The 24,416-nt window shown below is 67.7% G+C and carries 23 protein-coding genes and 1 tRNA gene; 10 read left to right on the top strand and 14 right to left on the bottom strand.

Going from position 1 to position 24,416, the window contains the following annotated elements; genetic code table 11:
• Positions 1 to 123: 123 nt before the first annotated feature.
• Entirely contained in the window at positions 124 to 411 is a 288-nt protein-coding gene (locus Q0938_RS06675; RefSeq protein ID WP_299360431.1) for a DUF6522 family protein, read from the top strand.
• 157 nt (positions 412 to 568) lie between these two features.
• Here the strand turns inward: Q0938_RS06675 and gcvH are convergent, their stop codons facing one another.
• From gcvH to Q0938_RS06700, 5 genes are all read right to left on the bottom strand, one after another.
• Entirely contained in the window at positions 569 to 931 is a 363-nt protein-coding gene (gene gcvH, locus Q0938_RS06680; protein ID WP_299360433.1) for a glycine cleavage system protein GcvH, read from the bottom strand.
• 8 nt (positions 932 to 939) lie between these two features.
• Positions 940 to 2,055 (bottom strand): glycine cleavage system aminomethyltransferase GcvT, encoded by a 1,116-nt coding sequence (gene gcvT / locus Q0938_RS06685; RefSeq protein ID WP_299360435.1) that lies wholly within the window; start codon positions 2,053 to 2,055, stop codon positions 940 to 942.
• A 209-nt stretch (positions 2,056 to 2,264) separates the two neighbouring features.
• Positions 2,265 to 2,597: a four-helix bundle copper-binding protein gene (locus Q0938_RS06690; protein ID WP_299360437.1), complete on the bottom strand. Its 333-nt coding sequence runs from the start codon at positions 2,595 to 2,597 to the stop codon at positions 2,265 to 2,267.
• A 108-nt stretch (positions 2,598 to 2,705) separates the two neighbouring features.
• Positions 2,706 to 3,488 carry an SDR family oxidoreductase gene (locus tag Q0938_RS06695; protein WP_299360439.1) on the bottom strand — a complete coding sequence of 261 codons (783 nt, stop codon included), beginning with the start codon at positions 3,486 to 3,488 and terminating at the stop codon, positions 2,706 to 2,708.
• Between the two features lie 77 nt (positions 3,489 to 3,565).
• Positions 3,566 to 4,348, bottom strand: a complete 783-nt coding sequence (locus Q0938_RS06700) for a 3-hydroxybutyrate dehydrogenase (protein WP_299360441.1) — start codon at positions 4,346 to 4,348, stop codon at positions 3,566 to 3,568.
• A gap of 364 nt (positions 4,349 to 4,712) precedes the next feature.
• Here Q0938_RS06700 and Q0938_RS06705 point away from each other — a divergent pair, with 364 nt between their 5' ends.
• The 3 genes from Q0938_RS06705 to Q0938_RS06715 all read left to right on the top strand — a co-directional run bounded on the left by Q0938_RS06705 (position 4,713) and on the right by Q0938_RS06715 (position 7,368).
• Entirely contained in the window at positions 4,713 to 6,575 is a 1,863-nt protein-coding gene (locus Q0938_RS06705; RefSeq protein ID WP_299360443.1) for an extracellular solute-binding protein, read from the top strand.
• Between the two features lie 91 nt (positions 6,576 to 6,666).
• Positions 6,667 to 7,020: a hypothetical protein gene (locus tag Q0938_RS06710; RefSeq protein WP_299360444.1), complete on the top strand. Its 354-nt coding sequence runs from the start codon at positions 6,667 to 6,669 to the stop codon at positions 7,018 to 7,020.
• 147 nt (positions 7,021 to 7,167) lie between these two features.
• Positions 7,168 to 7,368, top strand: a complete 201-nt coding sequence (locus Q0938_RS06715) for a DUF2892 domain-containing protein (RefSeq protein WP_299360445.1) — start codon at positions 7,168 to 7,170, stop codon at positions 7,366 to 7,368.
• 61 nt (positions 7,369 to 7,429) lie between these two features.
• On the opposite strand, the gene glyS is transcribed toward Q0938_RS06715, so the two are convergent.
• From glyS to Q0938_RS06730, 3 genes are read right to left on the bottom strand one after another with little or no spacing between them, the layout of a single operon-like run.
• Positions 7,430 to 9,670, bottom strand: coding sequence for a glycine--tRNA ligase subunit beta (glyS, locus tag Q0938_RS06720; protein ID WP_299360448.1), 2,241 nt, complete (start codon positions 9,668 to 9,670; stop codon positions 7,430 to 7,432).
• On the bottom strand, positions 9,670 to 10,152 hold the full coding sequence (locus tag Q0938_RS06725) for a DUF6446 family protein (protein ID WP_299360450.1): 483 nt from the start codon (positions 10,150 to 10,152) through the stop codon (positions 9,670 to 9,672). The genes glyS and Q0938_RS06725 overlap by 1 nt, the downstream gene beginning before the upstream one ends.
• Entirely contained in the window at positions 10,149 to 11,114 is a 966-nt protein-coding gene (locus tag Q0938_RS06730) for a glycine--tRNA ligase subunit alpha (RefSeq protein WP_299360452.1), read from the bottom strand. The genes Q0938_RS06725 and Q0938_RS06730 overlap by 4 nt, the downstream gene beginning before the upstream one ends.
• Before the next feature lie 95 nt (positions 11,115 to 11,209).
• Here Q0938_RS06730 and Q0938_RS06735 point away from each other — a divergent pair, with 95 nt between their 5' ends.
• Positions 11,210 to 12,850 (top strand): peptidoglycan-binding protein, encoded by a 1,641-nt coding sequence (locus Q0938_RS06735; protein ID WP_299360454.1) that lies wholly within the window; start codon positions 11,210 to 11,212, stop codon positions 12,848 to 12,850.
• Positions 12,851 to 12,912: 62 nt separating this feature from the next.
• On the opposite strand, the gene Q0938_RS06740 is transcribed toward Q0938_RS06735, so the two are convergent.
• Positions 12,913 to 14,364: a TrkH family potassium uptake protein gene (locus Q0938_RS06740; protein ID WP_299360456.1), complete on the bottom strand. Its 1,452-nt coding sequence runs from the start codon at positions 14,362 to 14,364 to the stop codon at positions 12,913 to 12,915.
• A gap of 102 nt (positions 14,365 to 14,466) precedes the next feature.
• Here Q0938_RS06740 and Q0938_RS06745 point away from each other — a divergent pair.
• Positions 14,467 to 14,540, top strand: a tRNA-Gly gene (locus tag Q0938_RS06745).
• Between the two features lie 57 nt (positions 14,541 to 14,597).
• Here Q0938_RS06745 and Q0938_RS06750 read toward each other — a convergent pair.
• Complete coding sequence (locus Q0938_RS06750; protein ID WP_299360458.1) at positions 14,598 to 16,325, bottom strand: IlvD/Edd family dehydratase; 1,728 nt, start codon at positions 16,323 to 16,325, stop codon at positions 14,598 to 14,600.
• 146 nt (positions 16,326 to 16,471) lie between these two features.
• On the opposite strand from Q0938_RS06750, the gene Q0938_RS06755 reads away from it, so the two are divergent.
• From Q0938_RS06755 to Q0938_RS06770, 4 genes are all read left to right on the top strand, one after another.
• A complete protein-coding gene (locus tag Q0938_RS06755) occupies positions 16,472 to 17,461 on the top strand; it encodes a tripartite tricarboxylate transporter substrate binding protein (RefSeq protein WP_299360460.1) in 990 nt (329 codons plus the stop codon).
• 59 nt (positions 17,462 to 17,520) lie between these two features.
• Positions 17,521 to 17,976, top strand: coding sequence for a tripartite tricarboxylate transporter TctB family protein (locus Q0938_RS06760; RefSeq protein ID WP_299360461.1), 456 nt, complete (start codon positions 17,521 to 17,523; stop codon positions 17,974 to 17,976).
• A gap of 10 nt (positions 17,977 to 17,986) precedes the next feature.
• Positions 17,987 to 19,531, top strand: coding sequence for a tripartite tricarboxylate transporter permease (locus Q0938_RS06765; RefSeq protein ID WP_299360462.1), 1,545 nt, complete (start codon positions 17,987 to 17,989; stop codon positions 19,529 to 19,531).
• 92 nt (positions 19,532 to 19,623) lie between these two features.
• Positions 19,624 to 20,274, top strand: coding sequence for a GntR family transcriptional regulator (locus Q0938_RS06770; protein ID WP_299360463.1), 651 nt, complete (start codon positions 19,624 to 19,626; stop codon positions 20,272 to 20,274).
• Between the two features lie 27 nt (positions 20,275 to 20,301).
• On the opposite strand, the gene Q0938_RS06775 is transcribed toward Q0938_RS06770, so the two are convergent.
• From Q0938_RS06775 to Q0938_RS06790, 4 genes are read right to left on the bottom strand one after another with little or no spacing between them, the layout of a single operon-like run.
• Positions 20,302 to 21,240: a 3-hydroxyacyl-CoA dehydrogenase NAD-binding domain-containing protein gene (locus tag Q0938_RS06775; RefSeq protein WP_299360465.1), complete on the bottom strand. Its 939-nt coding sequence runs from the start codon at positions 21,238 to 21,240 to the stop codon at positions 20,302 to 20,304.
• Complete coding sequence (locus tag Q0938_RS06780; protein ID WP_299360467.1) at positions 21,237 to 22,109, bottom strand: 3-hydroxyacyl-CoA dehydrogenase NAD-binding domain-containing protein; 873 nt, start codon at positions 22,107 to 22,109, stop codon at positions 21,237 to 21,239. The genes Q0938_RS06775 and Q0938_RS06780 overlap by 4 nt, the downstream gene beginning before the upstream one ends.
• Positions 22,109 to 23,026, bottom strand: a complete 918-nt coding sequence (locus Q0938_RS06785; RefSeq protein WP_299360468.1) for a dihydrodipicolinate synthase family protein — start codon at positions 23,024 to 23,026, stop codon at positions 22,109 to 22,111. The genes Q0938_RS06780 and Q0938_RS06785 overlap by 1 nt, the downstream gene beginning before the upstream one ends.
• A 20-nt stretch (positions 23,027 to 23,046) precedes the next feature.
• Positions 23,047 to 24,177 carry a mandelate racemase/muconate lactonizing enzyme family protein gene (locus Q0938_RS06790; RefSeq protein WP_299360469.1) on the bottom strand — a complete coding sequence of 377 codons (1,131 nt, stop codon included), beginning with the start codon at positions 24,175 to 24,177 and terminating at the stop codon, positions 23,047 to 23,049.
• Positions 24,178 to 24,416: the final 239 nt, after the last annotated feature.

Consider the following 24,416-nt stretch of genomic DNA (forward strand, 5'->3'; position numbering starts at 1 on the left):
CAAGCCGCGCGGCCGGGCTGGTCGGACGGGCTCCCCCCGTCCCCGCGCCTCCTTCGTCCTCCGCGGCGCTGTTGCGTTCGCGCCTGCTTGTGCCACGATGGTGGCGGCACAGGAGGTAGGCGGATGAGCGAGGTGGACTTTACCGAATCCGGCATTGTCGTGGATGCCCGGATCATCGGCACGGGGCTGGGGCTGGATCCGGCGGAGATACCGGATCTGATGCGGTCCGGGCGGCTGACCAGCCGCACCGAAACCGGGCAGGAGGAACACGCCGGCTTTCACCGGCTGACCTTCTATCACGAAGGACGGGCGCTGCGCCTGACCGTCGATGCCTCGGGCGAGATCGTCAAGCAGGCATCCTACGACGCCCCGCGCCGCGGGTCCGACGCCCCGGACCGATCAGCCGACTGACCCACGCGCTGGCCGCTCGGCCGCCTTAAGCCTCGCAATGCCCGGTTCTTCTGGATCAGAGTGGCCGGTCCGCGCCCCATCAGCAACGAGTCGCGCTTGAACGGTTCGTCGACCGCCCAGGCGGGGTCAGTTCTCGGGCTGGCAAGGCGGCGACCGGTTAGCCGGCGATCATCGCCTGATAGGCCGCCTCGTCCATGAACCCGTCCAGCCACGCGCCGTCTGCGGGTTTCACCCGGAAGAACCAGGCAGCCATCGGATCCTCGTTCACCTCGCCGGGCGTATCGGCAAGGCCCGAGTTCACGGCGGTGATGGTGCCCGCCACCGGGGCCAGGATGTCCGACGCCGCCTTGACGGACTCGATCACCACGACCTCTTCGCCGGCCGCCACCTCGCGTCCCGTCTCCGGCAGTTCGATGAACACCACGTCGCCCAGCTGCTCGCTGGCGTGCCGGGTGATGCCCACGACGATCTCGTCGCCCTCGGCGCGCAGCCACTCGTGGTCTTCGGTGTATCTCAGCATATGCAGCCTCAGCGCTTGTAGGTGGGTTTGATGAACGGGGTCGGCACAATCGTCACCGGCACCCGGCGACCGCGCAGCTCGGCATGGACGGTCGCGCCATCGGGCAGGTCGGCGGGCAGGATGGCCATGGCGATCGGCGCATCGATCGACGGGCCGAACCCGCCGGATGTCACCCGACCGATCGGCTCGCCACCCTCGGGCTGCGCGTAGAGTGTCACCCCCTCGCGGATCGGGGCGCGACCCTCGGGCCGCAGGCCGCGCCGGACGCGGGTCGGCGCGGTCAGTTCCGGCAGGATGATGTCGGCCCCCGGAAAGCCACCGGCGCGCGCGCCCCCTGTGCGGCGGATTTTCGGAATGGACCACCCAAGCCCGGCCTGCGCCGGAGTGATCGTTTCGTCCATGTCGTGGCCATAGAGCGGCAGCCCCGCTTCCAGCCGCAGGCTGTCGCGGGCGCCGAGACCGATCGGCGCGACCCCGTCGTGTGCCAGCAGCAACCGCGCCAGAGTTTCGGCGCGGTCGGCCTGCACCGAAATCTCGAAGCCGTCCTCGCCCGTATAGCCGGAACGGCTGACCCAGAGGGACGTGCCGTCCCAGTCCAGATCGCTGGCATCCATGAACCGCAGATCGGGTGCGGTCGGGACCAGCCAGCTGAACGCCCGTTCGGCGCCCGGCCCCTGCAGCGCCAGCAGCGCCCTATCCTCGACCGGATCGACGCGGATGCCGGGATGCGATGCGGCAAGCTGGGCGAGATGGGCCAGATCCTGTTCGGCGCGCCCGGCATTGACCACAAGCAGCAGGTGGTCGCCCTTGTTGGCGATCATCAGGTCGTCGAGAATGCCGCCATCGGGTGCCGTGAACAGCCCGTAGCGCTGTCGGAACGGCGGCAGGCCGACGATGTCGGCGGGAACCAGGGTTTCCAGCGCGGCGGCAGCGTTCTCGCCCCGCAGGATGATCTGCCCCATGTGGCTGACATCGAACAGCCCCGCGTCGGCGCGGGTGTGGCGATGTTCGGTCAGAACCCCCGTGGGATACTGGACGGGCATTTCCCACCCGGCAAAGGGCACCATCCTGGCACCCAGCGACAGGTGAAGGTCGTAGAGCGGTGTGCGGCGCAATTCGGCCATCGGCGTCCCCTGCGTTTCAGTGCGCTCCGGATGAACGGGCCGTCCTTGCCCCGCGTGCTCCCGGGCGCGGGTCGCCATCCCTCGTCGGCCGTGCTTCACATTGGGTCCGCAATAGCCGCCGGTCGGGGCGGCTGGCAAGGGCCTCGTCCGACCCCGCCAGCCGCAAGTGGTTCACCGTGGCGCGGCGTCGGCCCAGATTACGGCGGCAGTCAGGCCGCCATCTTGCGACATTCCTCGGCGCAGCGCCGGCAGGCGGCGACGCAGTCCTCCATGTCGCCGACCCGCTCGCAATCGGCGGCGCAGGCGTCGCAGAACTCGGCGCAGGCGCGGCAGCTATGCGCGTGCAGGGGCGAGCCGGTTATCATAATGTGGGCGGAGGCGCGGCACATTTCCGCACAGGCCGTCATGATGCGGACGTGGTCGGGGGCGACATGCGCGCCGCCGGTCTCGACGCAATGGCCCATCATCATGGTATGGCAGGTGCGATAGCAGGTCAGGCAGGCGTCGATGCAGGCCTGCATGTCGTGATTGCCGTGATGCATCTCGGGTCTCCTTTCGCCTTGGATCACCCCAACGGATGCCCCGGCCGGGCAGTTCCGGCCGGCCTGGCCTGACCGACGCCACGGACGCGGTGCGCCGATCGCCGGAGGCTAGATCGTCGCGTTGTTCGCGCCACCGTCCAGCATCAGGTTCTGGCCGACGATGAACCGCGCCTGCTGCGAACACAGGAACGCGCAGGCGGCGCCGAAATCCTCGGCCCGGCCATATCGTCCGGTGGGGATAGCGGCCTCGCGCCGGGCCCGCGCCTCGGCAACGGTGATCCCCTGCGCCTGGGACACGCCCGTGTCCAGCGCCGTGGCGCGGTCGGTGTCGTGCAGGCCCGGCAGCAGGTTGTTGATGCAGACCCCCTTGCCCGCCACCTGCCGCGATACCCCGGCGACAAAGCCGGTCAGCCCGGTGCGGGCGGTGTTCGACAGACCCAGCTGCGCGATGGGCGCGCGGACCGCGGCCGAGGTGATGTTGACCACCCTGCCCCATCCGCGCTCCATCATGCCGGGAACCAACGCCTGCATCAGCGACACGGCGGACAGCATGTTGCCCTCGATGGCGCGGATGAAGTCGTCACGGTCCCAGTCCAGCCAGTTTCCGGGGGGCGGCCCGCCGGCGTTGTTGACCAGGATGTCGGCCTGCCCGCCCAGCGCCTCGAGCACCTTTTCGCGCCCCTCGCTGGTGGTGATGTCGGCGGCGACCGGGGTGACCTCGACCTTGTAGCGGTCGGCAATCTCCCACGCGGTCTGGGTCAGCACGTCGCGTCCCCGGGCGTTGATGACGAGGCTCACGCCTTCGGCGGCCAGCGCCTCTGCGCAGCCGCGTCCCAAGCCCTTGGAAGCCGCGCAGACCAGCGCCCGTTTCCCCGTGATGCCCAGATCCATTCGATCTCTCCTCCTGCCTGCGCCGTGTGCTGTTCAGGTCGCGGCCGTGGCGCACCCGCGCCGGCCGCGCGGCCGTGTCACAAGGCGGTCCAGCCGCCATCCACGGAAATCGACGTGCCGGTGATCTGTGCGGCAGCGTCGCTGCACAGGAACGCCGCCGTGCCGCCCAGCTGTTCCACCGTGACGAATTCGCCCGACGGCTGGCGCTGCAGCATGACCTTTGCGATCACGTCCTCGCGGCTCATGTTGTGGGTCTTCATCTGGTCGGGGATCTGCTTTTCGACGATCGGGGTCAGGACGTAACCGGGGCAGATGGCGTTGCAGGTGATCGGATCGGTCGCGGTTTCCAGCGCGGTCACCTTGGTCAGTCCGACGACGCCGTGCTTGGCGGCGACATAGGCGGACTTGTAGGGGCTGGCGGTCAGGCCATGGGCCGAGGCCACGTTGATCACCCGGCCCCAGCCGCCGTTCCGCATCATCGGCAGCGCCACCGCGGTGGTGTGAAAGGCCGACGACATGTTGATGGCGATGATCGCATCCCATCTCTCGGCGGGGAAATCGGGGATCGGGGCGACATGCTGGATGCCGGCGTTGTTGACCAGGATGTCGCAGCGCCCCGCCTGTTCCACCAGCGCCCGGCACTGATCCGGCCGCGACATGTCGGCCTGGATATAGCGGACCGTCACATCGTGATCCGACGCCAGTCGCTCGGCGAGCGCGTGATCCTCGGCGCTGTCGGTGAAGCTGTTGATCACCAAGTCGGCCCCTGCCCCGCCCAGCGCCCGGGCGATGCCCAGGCCGATGCCGCTGTTCGATCCGGTGATGATCGCCGTCCTGCCCGTCAGGAACCTGTCCGTCATGTCGCGTCCCCCGTTCTGCGCGGCGCGATCTTAACGCCGGCACAGCGGGAACTGCCAGACCTTGCGAACCGGCTGCGGCCGCGGCATCAGCCCCGGGGTTCGGGCGGAAGCGCATGGGACAGGCGGCCGGATCGGCTTGGCGTCAGGGGCCGAAGACGCGGGTCGCAAAACAAAAAGACGCCCGCACAAGGCGGGCGTCAAGTCATGAGGCAGGTTTCATACAGGCAAGAAACCTATCGAGCAGTGCATCTGATATACGACGTCGAACCGCCGAGTCCAAGGCTCAAGTTTGCCAGCCAGTTAACCGAACGGTAGGTTGCGCCGGGCCAGTGGAACAAACCGGACGAGCAGAAGGCGGGCGCGGATGCGAATCTTCAAAAACTCTAACGTTTTCGCGATCAGGCGCCTGCTGCGTGTCGCGGCCCTGGGCCTGCTGGGTGTTGCAGCGATGCCGCTGGCAAGCGCCGCCGCGCCGGCGCATGCCATTGCAATGGTGGGGGAACCAGCCCTGCCCCCGGGGTTTTCGCACCTGCCGTATGCCAACCCGCAGGCACCCAAGGGCGGGACGATTCGCCTGGCCGAGCCGGGCGGTTTCGACAGCCTCAAGCCCTGGGTGCTCAAGGGCAACGCGGTGTGGGCGGTGGGGTCGCTGGTGGCGGAGACGCTGATGTACCGCTCGATCGACGAGGCCTTCACGCTGTACGGGTTGCTGGCCGAAAGCGTCGAGACCGATCCCGACCGGACCTGGGTGGAATTCACGCTGCGCCCCGAGGCGCGGTTTTCCGACGGATCGCCGGTGACCGTCGAGGACGTGATGTGGTCCTATGAGACGCTGGGCACCCAGGGGCACCCGCGCTATGCCGGCGCCTGGCGCAAGGTCGAGCGCATGGAGCAGACCGGCGACCGCACCATCCGCTTTACCTTCAACGCGCCGGACCGCGAGATGGCGATGCTGATGGGGATGCGCCCGATCCTGAAGAAGGCGCAGTGGGAGGGTCAGGATTTCGCGCAATCCGGGCTTGAGCCGCCGATCGGATCCGGCCCCTACGTGATCGATCAGGTGGACCCCGGCCGCTCGATCACGTTCCGTCGTGACCCCGACTGGTGGGGGCAGGGGCTGCCGGTCAGTCGCGGCCTGCACAATGTCGACGCGATCCGCTATGATTATTTCTCGGACACCAACGCGATGTTCCAGGCCTTCAAGGCCGGCGAGGTCAATGTCTGGCGGGAACTGAACGGCGCCCGCTGGACCAGCGAGTACAACTTTCCGCTGCTGACCCGGGGCGAGGTGGTCCAGTCCGAGATCCCGCACCAGCGCCCCTCGGGGATCATCGGGCTCGTGATGAACACCCGCAGTCCGGTCTTTGCCGACTGGCGCGTGCGGCAGGCGATGATCGAGGCGTTCAACCACCAGTTCATCGCCATGACCCTGTCCGGCGCCACCGACCCCCGGATCACCAGCTACTTCGCCAACTCGGATCTGGCGATGCGGCCCGGGCCGGCCGAGGGGGCCGTGGCCGCGCTGCTGAATCCCTTTGCGGCCGACCTGCCCCCCGACACGCTGACCGGATATACGCTGCCGTCGGGCTACCCGGGCGCGCTGGACCGCCAGAGTCTGCGCCGGGCACTGAAGCTGCTGGCCGACGCAGGCTGGACGGTGCAGGGCGACGGGCTGCTGCGGCGCGACGACGGCACGCCATTCGATTTCGAGATCGTGCTGAACCAGTCGGGCAGCGCCATGCGATCGGGCAGCGAGGTGCAGAAGATCGTCGGCATCTATGTCGAGGCCCTGAAGCATATCGGCATCCGCCCCAGCGTGACGGTTCTGGACAGCGCGCAGTACATCGAGCGGACCAACCGCTTCGCGTTCGACATGACCTGGTATGAACGCGGCCTGTCGCTGTCGCCGGGCAACGAACAGGCGCTTTACTGGGGATCGGCCAGTGCGACCGAGCCGGGCAGCAAGAACTGGATGGGCGTCGCGTCGCCCGCGGTGGATGCGATGATCCAGCGCATGGTGAACGCCACCACGCGCGAGGATTACGTCGCCGCGGTGCGCGCGCTGGACCGGCTGCTGACCGCCGGACGCTATGTCATTCCCGTGTCGTACCCGCAGGTCAGCCGGCTCGCCCATTCCGCCGCCCTGCGCTATCCCGACCATGTGCCGATCTATGGCGACTGGCCGGGTTTTCTGCCGGACACCTGGTGGGTCGAGCCGTCCGACTGACGACACGCGGACGCGGGAACCCGGACCCCGTTTCTTGGTTTCGGTCAGGACGGGCGTGCCCCGCCGCCCGGTCGAACTGGAAGGACACCCGATGAAGTGGTCGCATGTGAAGGAAAACTGGTCTGCCTTTTACGAGGCGATCATCGAGAAATGGCCCGAGGCCGACGAGGCGGAACTGGACGAGATCGACGGGGACCAGCGGGGGTTCGTCGCCTATATCGCACAGCTGACCGAATCCGAGCCGTCAGAGGCGCGCGAGGAGATCCGCGAGTGGTTGGCCGGCGAGATCCCGGCCGATGTCGTCATGGACCCGCTCCACGACAACCATTCGATCGCCCTGTCGTCGAAATACGTGGGCGAGGGCGAGGATGAATCCGACGACGATGCCAGGTTCGGCGATGATGACGAATACCCTGACGACGGAGACGATACCGGTCGGGTCTGACGCATTCCGGCAGATGGCCACCGATGCGGTCACGTGACCGTGGCAGGATGAGTCCCGCCACCATGTCCCGCTCGGGGACTTCTGACTTCCTGCACCTCCTCAGTCATGCTACATATCGCGCCATTCGCATGTGAGGGGAGTTGGCCGATGTCACGCAACATGGGCACGCCTGACCGCATCATCCGCATCATCGTCGGTGTGGTGCTGATCGCATTGTATTTCGCTTATCCGGCGGCCGGATACCGGTGGCTGTTCCTGCTGGGCTTCATCCCGCTGGTCACCGGCCTTGTCGGCTGGTGCGGGATCTACAGCCTGCTGGGTGTCAGCACCTGTCCGGTCCGGCGCTGATCGCTGCGCCACGCACCCCGGTCGCGGGCCGCGGCCGGGCGAGAACCCGGGTCCGGGGCGGCTAGCCTTCCACGCGTCCGAAATCGGCGATCAGGCGCCCGGTTTCGCGGATCCGGTTCAGCAGGTTCAGGCGGTTGCGACGCAGGACGCTGTTGTCACTGTTGACCTGAACCGCCTCGAAGAACGCGTCGATGGGCGCACGCAGCGCCGCGATCGCGGACATGGCGGCCGGAAAATCCTGTGCCGCGACCGCATCGCGGATGCGCGGTTCGGCCGCGTCGAGTGCCGCAAACAGGGCGCGTTCCTCGTCGGTGTCGGCGAATTTCGGGTCGGCCCCGAAGCTGTATTCGACGCCGTCCTTTTCCTCTGCCTGGCTGAGGATGTTGGCCGCGCGTTTAAGCCCCTGCAGCAGGTTGGTGCCGTCATCGGTGCCCAGAGTCTCGTTCAACGCGGTGGCGCGGGCGACCAGCAGCACGAGATCATCGTTGCCCGGCATCGCCAGCACCGCGTCGATCACGTCATGGCGGACACCCTGGTCGCGGAGATGGACCTTGAGCCGGTCGTGGATGAAGCCGAGCAGATCTTCGATTCCGGCTATCTCCCAGTCTTGAAATGGTGCGTCCTTGAGGCCGCGCGACATGGTGTCTGCGGCCTCTCGCAGAACGTCTAGTAAGTCAGCCTTTTCACCTGATACAGTCAGGCCCATCGCGCGGAGTAGTCGAACCTGAAGCTTTTCCTCGGAACGCTCTGCCGTCTCTCGCAGCATCGATGCCCAAGCCCGCCGCTGAGCCAATCCAAGCGCCACACGAAGTTCGAACCTAAGAGACTTCGCGAGAATAATGCGGATTGCGCCCAATGCTGCACGCCGCATCCCAAACGGATCCTTTGATCCGCTCGGCCGCTCGCCAGTGGCCCAAAGTGCGGCGATCAAGTCGAATCGATCCGCGAGGGCAACAACTTGCGAAATTGATTGCTCGGGGAGGGCATCGTCCGCGCCATGAGGCAGGTAATGATCCCGAATCGCAGAGGTAATATCCGCGCTCAGGCCTAGCGAGCCAAAATAGTAAGAACCCATAATTCCTTGAAGTTCAGGAAACTCTCTCACCATTCTCGAAACCAGGTCGAACTTAGAGAAGCCCGCGGCAGTCTGTGCACTTTTTTGATCTAGGCCGAGGCGCGCAGCAAGCTCAATCGAAAGTACCATCATCCGCTGGACGCGTTCCCACTGACTTCCGACGTCTTGATGGAAAGTCATTTTTTTAAGCGCAGACTTCCATACTTCCACATCTGCGAGAACCTCTCGCATATCACTCTCGAAAAAGAAAACAGCGTCCGACAGTCGGGCGGCCAGCACCCGCTGGTTGCCGGCCAGGATGGTCGCACCATGATCCGGCGTCTCGACATTGGCGACGGTCACAAACCCTTCGATCCGGCCGGTTGCGGGATTGCGGGCCGACAGGAACTTCTGGTGCGCCTTCATCGAGGTCTGCAGCACCTCGGGCGGCAGGTCCAGGAACCGGTCCTCGATCACCCCCATCAGCGGCACCGGCCATTCGACGAGGCCAGCCAGTTCCGCCATCAGCGCCTCGTCGGCGACGATTTCCCACCCGCGGGCAAAGGCCAGGTTCCCGGCCTCCTGCCGGATCGCCTGTTCGCGCTCGGCAGGATCCAGCATGACCTTGGCCCGCCGCAGCCGGGCGTCGTAGTCGTCAAACCCGGTGACGGCGACCGCATCGGGCGCCATGAAACGATGCCCGCGCGTGGTGTCGCCGGCACTGATCCCGTCGATGGTCAGCGGCACCACCTGCGCCCCGCTCTCGTCGGTCAGGATGCACAGGATGGAATGCAGCGGCCGCACCCAGCGCAGATTGCCCGCCCCCCAGCGCATCGACTTGGGCCACGGGAAATCCCGGATCACCGCGTCGAGCACCTCGGCGACGATCTCGGCCGCAGGGCGGCCGGGTCGTTCGATGACGGCAAAGACCACCTCGCCCTTCTTCTCGGTCCGGCGCTCCAGCTGGTCCCGGGTCAGCCCCGTGGATCGCAGAAACCCCTCGATCGCCTTGTCCGGCGCGTCCGTGCGCGGCCCCTTGCGCTCCTCGCGCACCGGTCGGCTTGCCCCCGACAGCCCCTCGACCGCCAGCGCCAGGCGCCGCGGCGTGGAAAAGGCACCGGCCGACTCATAGGTCAGCCCGGCCTCGACCAGCCCGTCGGTGATCAGACGGCGCAGATCGTCGCGGGCCCGCGGCTGCATCCGCGCCGGGATCTCTTCGGAAAACAGCTCGATCAGCAGGTCGGCCATCAGTCCATCACCCCGCGCTCGGGGCTCTTGTCGTTGAACTGGTTCCAGGCGAAGGCGCGCCCGTCAGGATAGACGATCAGCACCCGGTCGACATCGGGCCGGATGTCGGCCTCGCCCAGCACCGCGCGGGCATTTCCCGCCTCCAGGTCCCGGGTCAGCGCCTTGGCGGAATAGCACTGGAACCAGCCCGGTCCATTCAGCGGCGTCGCGTCGGGATACGGGGCCGCATCGGCCAGCTGCGCGGGATCCAGGGTGAAACAGGCGCGATAGCGGATCGGCGACGAACTGGCATCGATCGCCTTGAAATCGGCGATCCGGACCGGCCGCGCCGTCCCGTCGGTCGTGGTGACCACGATGTCCTGCGCGCCGGTGATCTCGTCCACCGGGTCATAGAACCCGTAGACCTGCAGATACCACACCGCGAGGCCCGTCAGCAGCGCCGAGAGCAGCAGCAGCGACACCATGATCTTGCCGGTCGTCATGCCGCCACTCCTTGGGGTCCGGTGGCGGCCTCGGTGGTGACGAACAGGTCGGCGCAGCGTTTCGCCAGCGCCCGGACCCGGCCGATATAGGCCTGTCGCTCGGTCACGCTGATCACCCCGCGCGCGTCCAGCAGGTTGAACATATGGCTGGCCTTGATCGCCTGATCATAGGCCGGGTGCGGCATCGGGATCGCCCGCCCGGCGCTGTCGGTTTCCGCCGCGCTCAGGATGCGGTCGCATTCCGCCTCTGCGTCGCGGAAGTGCTGGAACAGCATGTCGGTGTCCGCGACCTCGAAGTTCCATCGGGAATATTCCCGTTCGGTCTGGCGAAAGACGTCGCCATAGGTCAGCGGGATCGGGGCGTCGGGGTCGTTGAACGGCATGTCCATGACATGTTCGACCCCCAGCACGTACATCGCCAGCCGTTCCAGCCCGTAGGTCAGCTCGCCCGACACGGGGCGGCAGTCATGCCCGCCGACCTGCTGGAAATAGGTGAACTGGCTGACCTCCATCCCGTCGCACCAGACCTCCCACCCCAGACCCCAGGCGCCCAGCGTCGGGCTTTCCCAGTCATCCTCGACAAAGCGGACGTCGTGGACCAGCGGGTCCAGCCCGATCGCGCGGAGGCTGCCCAGATACAGCTCCTGCAGGTCCGGGGGGGATGGTTTGATGATGACCTGGTACTGATAGTAATGCTGCAGACGGTTCGGGTTTTCGCCGTAGCGCCCGTCGGTCGGCCGGCGCGAGGGCTGGACATACGCCGCGGCCCAGGGCCGGGTGCCCAGGCTGCGCAACGTGGTGGCGGGATGAAACGTGCCGGCGCCGACTTCCATGTCATAGGGCTGCAGGATTGCGCAGCCGGTTGCCGCCCAGTGGGCCTGCAGACGCAGGATCACATCCTGGAAACAGCGTGGCCGGTCCGCGGCAGGCGCGGCGGCAGGCGGGCTCGGGGGGCTGGTCATCCCGGCGTCCTTTTGCATAAGTGGCGCGGTGTCAGGGGCTTCTAGGAGGAAGGCCTGACAGGGTCAATCAGGCCGGTGGCGGGACGAGGCAGCGCATGCGTAGCACCAGACTGGGTTTGGCATTTCTGACGGTGACGATGCTGCCATTCGCCGCAACGGCCGAACAGACCATGATCCGGATCGAGGCGAGGCGGGGCGCCGCGGCAACAGAGGCAGCGTCGGCGTGGCGCAACCAGTTCCCCGACGTGGTCACCTTTCCGCTGAGCGGCGGCTGGACCGGCATCGCGCTGGGACCGATGGAGCGCGAGACCGCCACCACGATGCTGGAGGAGCTGAAGGCCCAGGGCCGCATCCCCCGCGACAGTTTCATCGTGCCGGCCGAGGAAGGCGGTGCGCTGACCCGCGTCGAGGCGACCGCGGGTGCGGCAGATTTGCCAGCGGGCAGCGCTGCAGCACCAGCGGACAGCGTCCTCGCGCCCGAGCCCGACCCCCAGGATGATCCGGCCGCGACGGCAGATGGTATCCCCCAGTCGGCTGATCGGAACAGCGTGGGGGACGAGACGACGGCGGTAGAGCCGGCAGACGTGAACGCTGCACGCCGGCAGATGCCGCCGAGCGGCGCCTATATCCGCCTGCAGTCGCTGCGCGACCGGGATCAGGCAGATGCCGCACTCGCCGAGTGGCGCGAACGCTTTCCCGAGGCCGGGCTGGCGGAACTGCCATCCGGCTGGTTCGCCGTCACACTGGGGCCGGTCGAGCCGGCGGCGGCGGGCGACTGGCTGCGGGCGTTCCAGGCGGCAGAGCTTGCGCCGGACGACGCGTTCGTGTCGACGGCGGACGAACTGGGGCCTGTCGTCGAGCCGGGAACCGAACCCGACCTGCCTGCCGCCGGGTCGGCGCCCATGCCGCCGCTGGACGAGGTCCAGCGTGCGCTGCGCTGGGCCGGCCATTATGACGGCGCCATCGACGGCAAGGACGGCCCGCAGACCCGCGCGGCCATCGCCCGCGAGATCGCGGCCACCCGCGCCGCGCCCGATGCGGGCACCGCGATGACCCGCCTGATCGAGCGGCGTGCCGACTGGCGCGGCCGGATGGGACTGACCGAACTGAAGGACGATCATACCGGGCTGTCGGTCACCGCGCCGATGGACCGGCTGCAGCACGAGCGCACCCAGCGCTGGTTGTCGATCTATGGGCCCAGGGACGAGTCCGGCGCGGCGCTGATCCTGTTTTCCCAACCCGGCGGTCAGCAGGAGATGCTGGACCTGGCGGGGCTTGTCACCGCCTTGGGCTGGGTCCCCTCGCCCGAGCGGCAGGTCGACACCGGCCGCATCACCCTGGACGGGCGCAATGCGACCCATATCGGCCATGCCGAGGCCCGCGTCGCCGATGGCCGGGCTGAAGGCTTCGTCCTGATCTGGCCGGTGGAGGACGCGGAGGACCAGCCGCGGATCGCGGCCGAAATCGCCGACAGCCTGACACGCTTCGCCCCCGGGGCCACCGACGACATGGTCGCAGACGTCACGCCGGCCGGCGGCATGGACGCGTCGGGAGAGGCAGATCAGGCCGAAGCCACGGATAGCCCCATGACAGCCGCCGGCGCCGCGGACGCGACCCTGGCAGGCCCGGACCAACCGCCGGCACCTGACCTGTCGCAGGATGCCGACCCCGTTGCGGGTGGGACGATCCGCGGTGCCGATGGTGGCGACCCGCCGGCAGCCGTCGCGGCGGACTGACGAGCCTTGCAAGCCGCCCCGCGGCGGCCGCTGACGTTGCACCCGGCCCAGACGCAGGTTCTCTACTGCCGCCAGAACCGCGGCAGGAAGAGAACATAGACGGCCAGCAGTTCCAGGCGGCCGACATACATGCCGGCGATCATCAGCCATTTCGCCGTGGCTGGGAACTCCACCACCGATCCGTTGGCGGTCACTTCCGGTCCCCATACCGGCCCGATATTGGCGATCGCCGTCCAGGCGGCGGTCAGCGCCGTCCGCGGATGCAGGCCGGTCAGCGCCAGCGCGACGATCAGCAGGCCGAAGGACAGGATGAACATGGTGAAGAATGCCATCACCGAGTTGACCACCTCGCCATCCAGCCGGCGCCCCTCGAGCCGTGGATGGGCCACGCGATGGGGCGATTGCATCCGACGGATCTGCGCCTCGACCGCGCGCAGCAGGACCTGATAGCGGAAGACCTTGATCGAACAGCAGGTCGACCCGGTGCAGCCCCCGATCAGACCCGCGATGATCAGCAGCGCAAACGGCATGTAGCCCCACCAGGTGACGTCGGTCGATGCGAACCCGGTGCCGGTGGCGATGGTCACCACGTTGAACGTCGTTTCGCGCAGGATGTCGCCGAGATTCTCCTGCCCGAGCAGGAGAGTCCGGTACAGCACGATGATCAGGATGATCGTGGCGAGCACGGTCAGGAACGCCCTGATCTGGCTGTCCCGCCACAGCGGAACCACGTCACCGTAGAGCGCCTGGACCATGCGGATGAACGGGATCGCAGCCAGGATCATGAAAACGCAGGACGCCAGTTCCAGCGGACCGATGAAGGCGCCGAAGCTCGCGTCGAGATTGGAGAAACCGCCCGTCGAGCAGGTCGTCAGCGCATGCACGACGGCCTCGTACCCCGTCATCCCCAGCGCGGCGTAGGTCAGGGCGCAGGCGACCGTTATCAGGATGTAGATGCGGGTCATCTCGGCCGCGATCTCGCCGGCCCGGGGCATGATCTTGCCCAGCGTGTCGAAGCCCTCCGAGCGAAAGAACTGCATGCCCCCGATCCGCATCGCTGGCAGGAAGATCATGGCGACGATCACGATCCCCAGCCCCCCGGACCATTGCAGGATGGCGCGCCACAGATGGGTGCCAAGCGGCAGCCCGTCCAGTTCCGGAAACACTGTGGTGCCGGTGGTGGTCACGCCCGACATGGCCTCGAACATGGCATCGGTCAGGCTCGCATGGGGCTGGCCCATCACGAAGGGCAGCGCACCGGCCAGCGGCAGCACCAGCCATACCCCCGCGGTCAGCAGAAAGGCCTGTTCCAGCGCCAGCGCACGGGCGCCGCTGCCACGCGTCGCCAGCGCGACGAGCGCGCCGGCAATACCACAGATCAGCCCGGATTCCAGAAACACCTGCCAGTGCGGGTCGCCGGCCCACCAGTCGACCAGCGCCGGCAGCGCCATCATCGCGCCAAACACCGCCGTCAGGCGTCCTATGGTGTTGGCGACAGGGCGGATGTCGATCATGGCGACCTGACTGCCCCCGCCCCATGCGCAGGTCAAGAAGGCGCGCACGGACGAGGCACCCGTGCTTGCGCGGCTGTCCCCCGTCGCCTATACAAACCGGGCGCGGGTGTAGCTCAATGGTAGAGCAGCAGCCTTCCAAGCTGAATACGTGGGTTCGATTCCCATCACCCGCTCCAGTCGCCTACCCCAGTCGATCCACATCGCCGGTTGTTGTCAGGTCCCCCGGTAAAGGGTCAGTCCGCCTTGTCGGTCGGGCCAGCCTCCGGCGGCACCAGAAAGTCGAAGTCGCACCCGCGATCCGCCTGCAGCACGGTGTCGAGGAACAGCTTCTTGTAGCCGCGATCGGCATCCGCGTGGGACGGCGCCACGAAGGTCTGTCTGCGCGCTTCCAGGACGTCTGGCTCGACCCGCAGCTCGATCCTGCGGGACGGCACGTCCAGTTCGATGACGTCGCCCGTCCGGACCAGCCCGAGTGGCCCGCCCACGGCACTTTCCGGCGTGACGTGGAGGATGATGGTGCCGCTCGCCGTGCCGGACATGCGGGCGTCGGAGATCCGTACCATGTCCTTGACCCCCCTTGCCGCCAGCTTGCGCGGGATCGGGATGTAGCCCGCCTCGGGCATGCCGGGGGCCCCCTTGGGGCCGGTGTTCTGCAGAACCAGGATGTCGTCCTCGGTCACGTCGAGTTCGGGATCGTCCAGCCGTGCCGCCATGTCCTCGACCGAGCTGAAGACCACCGCACGGCCGGTCTTCCGCAAGAGCCCGGGGGTGGCGGCGGATTGCTTGATGATCGCCCCCCCGGGGGCGAGGTTCCCGCGCAGCACGGCCATCCCCCCTTCGGGATAGATCGGGCTGTCGAGCGGTGCGACGATCGACTGCGGCCAGGGCGGCGGCGCCGCGCCGAGTTCCTCGCCGAGTGTCCGCCCGGTCACCGTCAGGCAGTCCAGATGCAGGAGGTCGCGCAACTCCCGCAGGATCGTGGCGAGGCCGCCCGCGTCGTGCAGGTCTGCCATGTAGTGCTGGCCCGACGGCTTCAGGTCCACCAGCACCGGCACCCGCCGGCCGATCCGGTCGAAGCCGTCGAGGTCGAGGTTCAGCCCCAGCCGGCCGGCCATCGCGGCCAGATGCACGATGGCGTTCGTCGAGCCGCCGATCGCCAGCAGCACGGTCAGCGCGTTTTCGAACGCCTTGGCGGTCATGATCTGATCGGGCGTGCGGCGCGCCGCGGCGAGATCCACCGCGCAGCGCCCGGTGGCCTCGGCGATGCGGCGGCGGTCGGCCGAGACCGCGGGCGCGGCGGCGCCGCCCGGCATCATCATCCCGAGCGCCTCGACCACCAGCGCCATCGTGCTTGCCGTTCCCATCACCCCGCAGGTCCCGGCGCCGGGAACAAGCTGGTTGTTGACGTCGGCGATTTCCTGTTCGTCGATCTCGGTGGCTCGATAGCGGCCCCAGAACCGGCGGCAGTCGGTGCAGGCGCCGACCCGCTCGCCGCGGTGGCTGCCGGTCAGCATCGGCCCGGTCACCAGCTGCACCGCCGGCACCCCCGCGCTCGCCGCGCCCATCAGCTGCGCCGGCACCGTCTTGTCGCAGCCGCCGATCAGCACCACGGCATCCATGGGCTGCGCCCGCACCAGTTCCTCGGTGTCCATCGCCATGAGGTTGCGCAGGAACATGCTGGTCGGGAAGGCGAACGACTCGTGGATCGAGATCGTCGGGAACGGTACCGGCAGGGCACCGGCCAGCATCACCCCGCGCTTTACGGCCTCGACCAGATCCGGCACCGTGGCGTGGCAGGCGTTGTAGCCGCTGGAGGTGTCGGCGATGCCGATGATCGGCCGGTCGAGCGCGTCGTCGGAATAGCCCATCCCCTTGATGAAGGCCTTGCGAAGGAACAGCGAGAACTCGGAATCCCCATAGCTCGTCAGCCCCTTGCGCATCCCGCTTGCGGTACCGCTCATGTCGTTCCTCACATCTTGCAGGTCGGCCTGCAGGAAAGCGTCTTCCGCCAGATTGTCAACAATATGTTTGACAGCTTTGCCGGCAGACCCGTAGAACCATCGTCGCAGCGCACCGGTCCGGCGCGGCTATCACGGGAGGATATCATATGCGGACGTCTTACATTCTGGCCAGCACCGCGGCAGCGGCCCTGGTCGCGGCGATCTCGCCGGCAGCGGCGCAAGAGGTGCATTACGGCAGCGGCGACAGCGTCACGGTCCTGCAAGGCTTTGCCCCCGGCGGCGGGTCGGACACGCTCGCGCAGCTGGTGCAGCCCTATCTGGCCGAGGAACTCGGCGGGGTGACCTTCGTCAACCAGTACCAGCCCGGCGCCACCGGTGCGATTGCCTGGACCCAGCTGGCCAAGCAGGTCGAACCGGACGGCGAGACGATCAGCATCACCAACACCCCGATGCTGATGACCAACTACATCATGAATGATTCGATCACCTACACGATCGACGAACTGACGCCGATCGCCAACGTCGTCACGGACCCGGGCGTCGCCGTCGTGCCCGCCAACAGCCCGTTCCAGACGTTCGAGGACCTGATGGCCGCGGCCAAGGAGAATCCCGGCACGGTCACCATCGGCAACTCGGGCGTCGGCGGTGACGACTTCTTCACCTCGGTGCTGCTGGAGCAGGCGGCCGACGTGAAATTCCAGAAGGTCCCGTTCGAAGGCGACGGTCCCTCCTGGACGGCCGCGATGGGGGGCAAGATCGACGCCAGCTTCAACAACGTCGGCATCACCTACCCGCAGGTCAAGGAAGGCAACCTGCGCGCGCTTGTCGTCTTTGCCGAAGAGCGGCTGGACGAACTGCCCGACGTGCCGACCGCCAAGGAACTGGGCTACGATGTCGTTGCGGGTTCCTCGCGCGGCTACAGCGGTCCGGCGGGCATGCCGGAAGAGGCGCGCCAGCACCTGATCGACGCCTTCACCCGGGTTGTCGAGAACCCGGAATTCCAGGAAGCGGCCGCTGCGCAGGCGATCAACATCGACTTCATCCCCGGCGACGACTATGCCGCCTTCCTCAAGAGCCAGGAAGAAGAGTTCCGGGGCGTGTGGGAGACGATCAAGGACGACGTCCAGGCGGACTGACGCCCAATGCGGGAGGGGCGCTCGTCCCTCCCGGCTCTTCAGCGACAGGGGACACAGACATGGGGCGCATTCTCGTCGCCGTCGTCGCGATCGGCGTGGCGTTCTACATGTACGGTCAGGCCGCCGACTATCCGCGCGCCGCGCGGCGCCTGCCGCAGCTGCTTTCCATCATTCTCATCCTGCTGGCCACGCTGGCCGTGGTGCGCGAGGTCGTCCGCCTGCGGCGCGCGCGGCTGGCGGATGGGGCGGCCGCAGGGCCGCTCGTCACCCTGCCGGAGCCGGGCAAGGTTCTGATCGGCGTCGCCTTCGTGGCGCTGATCTTCGTCTATGCCTGGGCGATCCCGGTCGCAGGTTACCTGGTGGCCACCCCGCTGATGCTGGCCCTTCCCCTGATCGCGCTGCGGCCGGTCGGCTGGCGGGGCATCGGGATCACGATCGTCGCCGTGACCGGCGTGATCTGGCTGATCTTCATCTGGTTCCTGAACCTTCCCGTCCCGCTCTATCCCGGCGCCTGAGGAGAAGATCATGCCCGAATCGTTCCTCTGGATCGGCCTCGCCAACGTCTTCGTCCCAGTCAACCTTGCGGCCATCGTGGGCGGGACGATGATCGGCATGGTGATCGGCGCCATGCCTGGACTGTCCGCGACCATGGCGATCGCGCTGCTGCTGCCGCTGACCTTCTCCATGGAGCCCGAAACCGGGCTGTCGATGCTCGCCTCGTTGTATCTGGCCGCCATGTACGGGGGCTCGATCGCCGCGATCCTGCTCAGGACGCCGGGGACGCCCGCGGCAGCCGCCACCGTGCTGGACGGGTTTCCCATGGCGCAGCGGGGCGAGGCCGGCCGCGCGCTGGGCCTGTCCCTCACCGCCTCGCTGATCGGCGGCACGATCTCGGCCATCGCGCTGCTGACGATCGCCCCGATCTTGGGCCGCATCGTGCTGAACTTCGGACCGATCGAGATCTTTGCCGTGGCCGTGCTCGGCATCACCATCATCGGCTCGCTGTCGCAGGGATCGACGATCCTCGGCCTTTTCGCCGGTGTGCTGGGGCTGCTGATCGGCACCGTCGGCATGGATCCCACGACCGGAACGCCCCGCTTCACCTTCGGCATCCTGAACCTGTTCAGCGGTGTCGAGTTCACGGTGGCGCTGATCGGGCTGTTTTCGGTGCCCCAGGCGATCCGGCTGATGTTGAAGAGCGAGGCCGACCGCGAGGGGCGCGTGTCCAGCATCCGGGACCGGATGCTGCCGACCTGGCCCCAGTTCCGCGAACTTCTGCCGAACAGCGTCCGGTCCAGCGCGATCGGCGTGCTGACGGGTCTCATCCCAGGGACGGGCGGCGACACGGCCTCGTGGTTCGCCTACAACGAGGCCAAGCGGTTCTCGCGCAACAAGGAGGCGTTCGGCACCGGCCACCCGGCGGGCATCGTCGCGCCCGAGGCCGCGAACAACGCCGTCGTCGGCGGTGCGCTGGTCCCGACAATCGCGCTCGGGATCCCCGGCTCATCGGCGACCGCGGTGCTGCTCGGCGGGGTGATGGTGCACGGGATCCTGCCCGGCCCGACCCTGATGACCGAATATGGCGACGTCACCTACACGCTGCTGTGGGCGGTGCTGTTCGCCAACGTTGCGCTGTTCGTCGTCGGGCTGTTCTTTACCCGCGCCTGCGTGGCCGTCACCAAGATCCCCAACCGGGTCGTGGGGCCGGTCATCATCGTGCTGTCGGTGGTCGGCTCCTTCGCGCTCAACAATTCGATGTTCGATGTCTGGCTGATGCTGGTCTTCGGCATGCTGGGCTTTGTCTTCGACGAGGTCGGCATTCCGACGCCGCCACTGGTGATCGGCCTGATTCTTGGCCCGGTGCTGGATACCAGCCTTCAGCAGAGCCTGCTGATCGGCCAGGGCAACTGGCTGTTCTTCATGCAGAGCCCCATAGCCGTCGTCCTGCTGGCCATCGCCTTGCTGTCGATCCTGCAGTCGACACCGCTTTTCCCTGCGATCGGTCGCAAGCTGCGCAAGCCGCGCGAAGCGAGCGATCTCGGGGACGACCTGCCGGGGAGCCGGGAATGATGGCAACGGCCAGGGAAAGTGCCCCCGGGATTCCGGACGACAACGCGCCGGATCGGGCTGAGGAGCCTGCCGCGCAGCGGGACAGGGGCAGATTGAGCGGCGATGATCTGATTCAGGACCTCACCCGGCGGCTTGAGGAGAGCATCGTCTTCGGCCGGCTGCAGCCGCGCGAACGGCTGATCGAGGAAGACCTTGCGCAGCAGTTCGGCGTCAAGCGCCACGTCGTGCGGCAGGCGCTGGTCGGGCTGGAACATCTGGGCCTCGTCGAGCGGGTGCGGAACCGCGGCGCCGTGGTCAAGCTTTACGAGATCCGCGAGGTCGAGGACATCAACGCGGTCCGCGAACTGCTGGAGGGGCACGCCGCCTCGCTGATCCCCCTGCCCCTCCCCGAGCAGGACCTAGCCCGGCTGCGCACCCTGCAGCAGCGCCACGCCGATGCGATCGACAGCGGCCACCGGCGCGAGGTGTTCCGCGCCAATATCCTGTTTCACGAGGCGTTATTTGCGCATTGCGGGAATGCCGCGCTGATCGAGGCGATCAAGACCTTTGCGCAGAAGTCGCATGCCTATCGCTCGATCTTCGTCAACGACCGCGCCTATCTCCTCTGGGCGGCGGGGGCGCATCGGGAGATGATCGAGGCGATCGAGAGCAGCGACCGCGAGCGGCTGGTCCGCCTGTGCCGGGACCATCTCGCACCGGCCAAGGATCGCTACATCGAGACCCTTCGGGCGCGCTTCGTCTGAGACGCGACACCGGCCGCGGCCGAGGGGTCAGGTTTTGAGCGCGCGAAGTGTCGCAGCGATGCGGGCGTCACGCTCCGCCTCAAGCGCGTCGATGGTCCGGCCCTGTGCCTCCGCCGCGACGCCCTCGGTCAGCTTTGCCTTCAACGCGTCGTCCAGGCGCGGTGTACCGAGGCTTTGCCAGCGCTTTTCCTGGCTGGGACCCAGATGCGCGAGATAGGCGGCGATCCCGCCGGCGCCCCCGCCGACGTGATAGGTCAGGTGCGGTCCGATCGCGGCCCAGCGAAGGCCCGGACCGTGAATCACGGCGGCATCGATGTCGGCGACGCTGGCGACGCCCGTCTCGACGAGATGCACGGCCTCACGCCAGAGCGCCGCTGACAGGCGGCCGGCGATATGCCCCTCGATATCGCGATTGAGACGAACCGGCTTCTTGCCCAGCGCTTCATAGAACGCCATGGCGCGGTCGATGATCGCAGGGTCGGTGGCCGCGCCGCCCGACACCTCGACCAGCGGGATGAGGTGCGGCGGGTTCAGCGGATGCCCGGCGATCACCCGGCCGGGGTGCCGGCAGCCAGTCTGGAAGTCGCTGGCCCGCAGCGCGGTCGTCGAACTCGCAAGAATGGTATCGGGGGAGACGTGATCCTCGATGCTGCGCAGGAGATCGCGCTTCAGCTTGACCCGTTCAGGCGCGTTCTCCTGGACAAAGCCGACCCCGTTCAGCTCCGACCCCGGTTCTCTGGCAAACCTCACGCGTTCGGGCGCGATTTCGGTCCCCTCGCCCACGATTCCCGCGGCGCGCAGCGCCTCGGCCATGCGGGTGACGGTGCGGGCGAGTTTCGCCGGGGCCTCCGGATCGGGATCGACGGCGACCACGTCAAGCCCGCGGGCGAGAAACAGCGCCGCCCAGGCCGAACCGATGAGCCCGGTTCCGACCACCGCGACCTTGTCGATGCCTGCGACGCTCATGGTTTCGCCTCCAGAAAATCGAGCAGGGCACGAAGCCGCTCGGCGGCCTGCCGCCCGGCGGCTGCGCCGTCGCGCGTTGTCCAGTCGTAGAAGCCGCGGCCCGTCGCGATGCCCGTCTCTCCACGCTCCAGCATCGCCTGCACATCGGCGTTGGGCGCGGCATCGTGGCAGAGATCGGGCACGATCGTGCGTTGCGCAAGGATGTGGCCCGTCAGCCCGCCGAGGTCCTTCTGTTCGAGGAGGCCGGACACGCACATGCGTGGGCCGAGCAGCCAGCGCGCCGCCTTGTCGATGTCCTCGGGTGTGGCAAGCCCGCGCGACATCAGGTGATAGGCCTCGTGCAGGATCGCGTGCTGCAGCCGGTTGACGAGCCCGCCCGGCACGGGCTGGGGGACCACCACGCTGTCGCGGCCGGACTGCGCCAGAAGACCGCGCGCCGTGGCGACCGTGGCGTCCGTGGTCTGCGCCACCCGGATCACCTCGACAAGCGGCAGTTCATCGGCCGGGAAGAAGTAGTGGATGCCCAGGAACCGGTCCGGCCGCGCCAGCGGCGCCGCAATCTCCTGCAGCGGCAGGCCCGAGGTGTTCGACGCGAGGATTGGCCCCCGGTCGCCCGGGCCGTCCGTTGCATAGCGCCGCTCGACATCGAGGAAGAGGTTGCGCTTGAGGTGCAGATCCTCTGGAATGGCCTCGATGACCAGCTCGGGCGGGGCATCGGGCAGCGTCGCCCGGGCCGCTACGCCCGCAGGCAGCGGACCGAGCCGGTCGGGATCGCGCGAGACCAGCACCGTCGGCAGCCCGCCCCCCGCAAAGGTCGCGGCGATGGCCCGCCCCATGACGCCGGCGCCGATCACCGCGACCCGCGCCATCAGGCGGCCTCGCGGCGTCCGGGCATGTCGAAACCGAACCGCTCGAGGGTCGCCCCGAGTTCCGCGATCTGCGCGGCGTCGAGCCGGACCAGCGGCGGCCGGACGCGGCCCCACTCCGGATCATCGGTGCAGATCCCGATCACCGACTTGAGGGCGGGAATCATCGGCAGCTTGGCGATTGCCATCCGGAACGCGGTGATCGCCTCTTGCCGGGCATCGGCATCGGCAGCCTGCCAGTTGGCGTAAAGATCGTGGATGGCGTGCGGGTTGATGTTGGCCGTGGCGCTGATGCAGCCCGCCCCGCCGGCCCGCATCGTGTCGAGCAGGAACTGTTCCGACCCGCAGAAGACGTCGAACCCGTCGAACCGTTCGATCATCGCGCGGGTGTTGTTCCAGTCACCCGAGCTGTCCTTGATTCCGGCGATCGTGCCCGGATACGCCTTGAGCAGGCGCGCGATGAGGTCCAGCGAGATCGGCACCTGGGCGACCAGGGGAATGTGGTACAGATAGATCCGCAGCCGCTCGTCCCCGACGCGCTCGATCACCTCCGAATAGAAGGCGAACATGCCGTCATCCGAGACACCCTTGTAGTAGAAGGGCGGCAACATCAGGACACCCGCGCAGCCGGCCTTTACGGCCGCCGTGGTCAGTTCCACGGCTTCCGGAAACGCGCAGCTGCCGGTCCCCGGCATCATCCGGGCGCCATCGAGTCCCGCCTGCGCCGCGGCCTCCAGCAGCGACCGCCGCTCTGCGACGGACAGCGAGTTCGCCTCGCTGTTCGTGCCGAAGATCGCTAGACCGCAGTCCTGCGACAGCAGCCAGCGGCAATGCGCCAGCCAGCGTTCCGTGTCGGGCTTCAGGTCCCCGTCGAAGGGGGTAACGACGGGCGACAGGACGCCCTTGGGTGCTTCAGTCATGATCTGCTCTCTTTGCCTCTTCAGGACCAATCGTCCACGGCATAGCGGCCCAGCGCGTCCTCGTCGAAGCCGAAACCGAGTCCCGGTCCAGTCGGCAGCACCAGTTCTCCGTCCCGAACCTCGAGTTGCCGGTCCACGAGGCGGCGGAAGTTCAGGACCTGGTCGTCCGGGAAGAACTCCACGAATTGCCCGTTCGGGGCCGACGCCACCAGGTGAATGTGCAGGTCGTGGAACCAGTGCGGGCACAGGTTCACGCCATAGCTCGCCGCCGTGGCGCTGATCCGGCGGTATTCGCTGATCCCGCCGCAGACCGCGGCATCAGTCTGCAGGATTGCCGCCGCACCGTGGTCCAGCAGGTCCTTGAACCGCCAGCGGCCGGCCTCGATCTCGCCGGTGGCAACGGGCACGCGCGTGCGCTCGGCCAGGCGGGCGTGATTGGCGATGTCGTCGACGGGGAACGGCTCCTCGATCCAGTAGGGATCATAGGGTTCGTAGCGGTCCATGAAGCGCAGCGCGGTGGGCAGGTCGCGCCAGGCATTGTTGGCATCGAGCATCAGCAGCACCTCGGGGCCGATCGCCTCGCGCGCGGCGCGGATCCGCGCCTCTTCCCCGGCCGGATCCAGGCGGCCGACCTTCATCTTGACGGCCTTGAAGCCCATCGCGACATAGCCCGCCAGTTCCTCGCCCAGCATGTCCGGCGTCTTGCCGTCCAGGTAGTAGCCCCCTGACGCGTAGGCGGGCACCGTCTCGTCGCGATAGCCACCGAGAAAGCGGTGGAGCGGCATGTCGGCAGCCCGCGCGTTCCTGTCCCAGATCGCCACGTCGAGAATGGACAGTGCCCGCATCGCGGCACCGGCCCGCCCCTGCAGGATGCCGTTCCCATACATGCGATCCCACAGCCATTCGACCCGGGTCGCATCCTGGCCGACGAGCAGCGGCGCAAACAGTTCGCGCACAGCATGGCTGACCAGCCGGCCGGCGTCGCTGCCGCCGTAGCAGAAGCCGATCCCCTGATTGCCATCCTCGGTCGTGACCCGCACGATCCCGTAGTCCCGATGGTGGACCTCACGGGTCGAGAAGGATGTCGGGTTGTCGAGCGGAACCCTGATCGTCCGTGCCTCTACCGAGCGAATCCTGGATGCGGCCGCCATGTCGTTCCTCCTGCCCTCGGACTGGCCCGTCGGGTGACGGGACCTCTGGCTGGTGGGCTACGAACTGTGATCAAAGCTGTCAACATGATTGTTGACATTCATGCAGAGCGCGCCCGGGAGCGGCGGATGTGCTGTGCGCTCGCAGCAGGATCGGTCAGAACACACGTCGCGCCCGCGATGGGGGCCGGTATCGACTCCCTACACTAGCCCTGCGCGTGGTTCCGACCTTTGTGATCGGC

Source organism: uncultured Paracoccus sp. (genome assembly GCF_947496875.1).
Classification (GTDB): Bacteria; Pseudomonadota; Alphaproteobacteria; order Rhodobacterales; family Rhodobacteraceae; genus Paracoccus.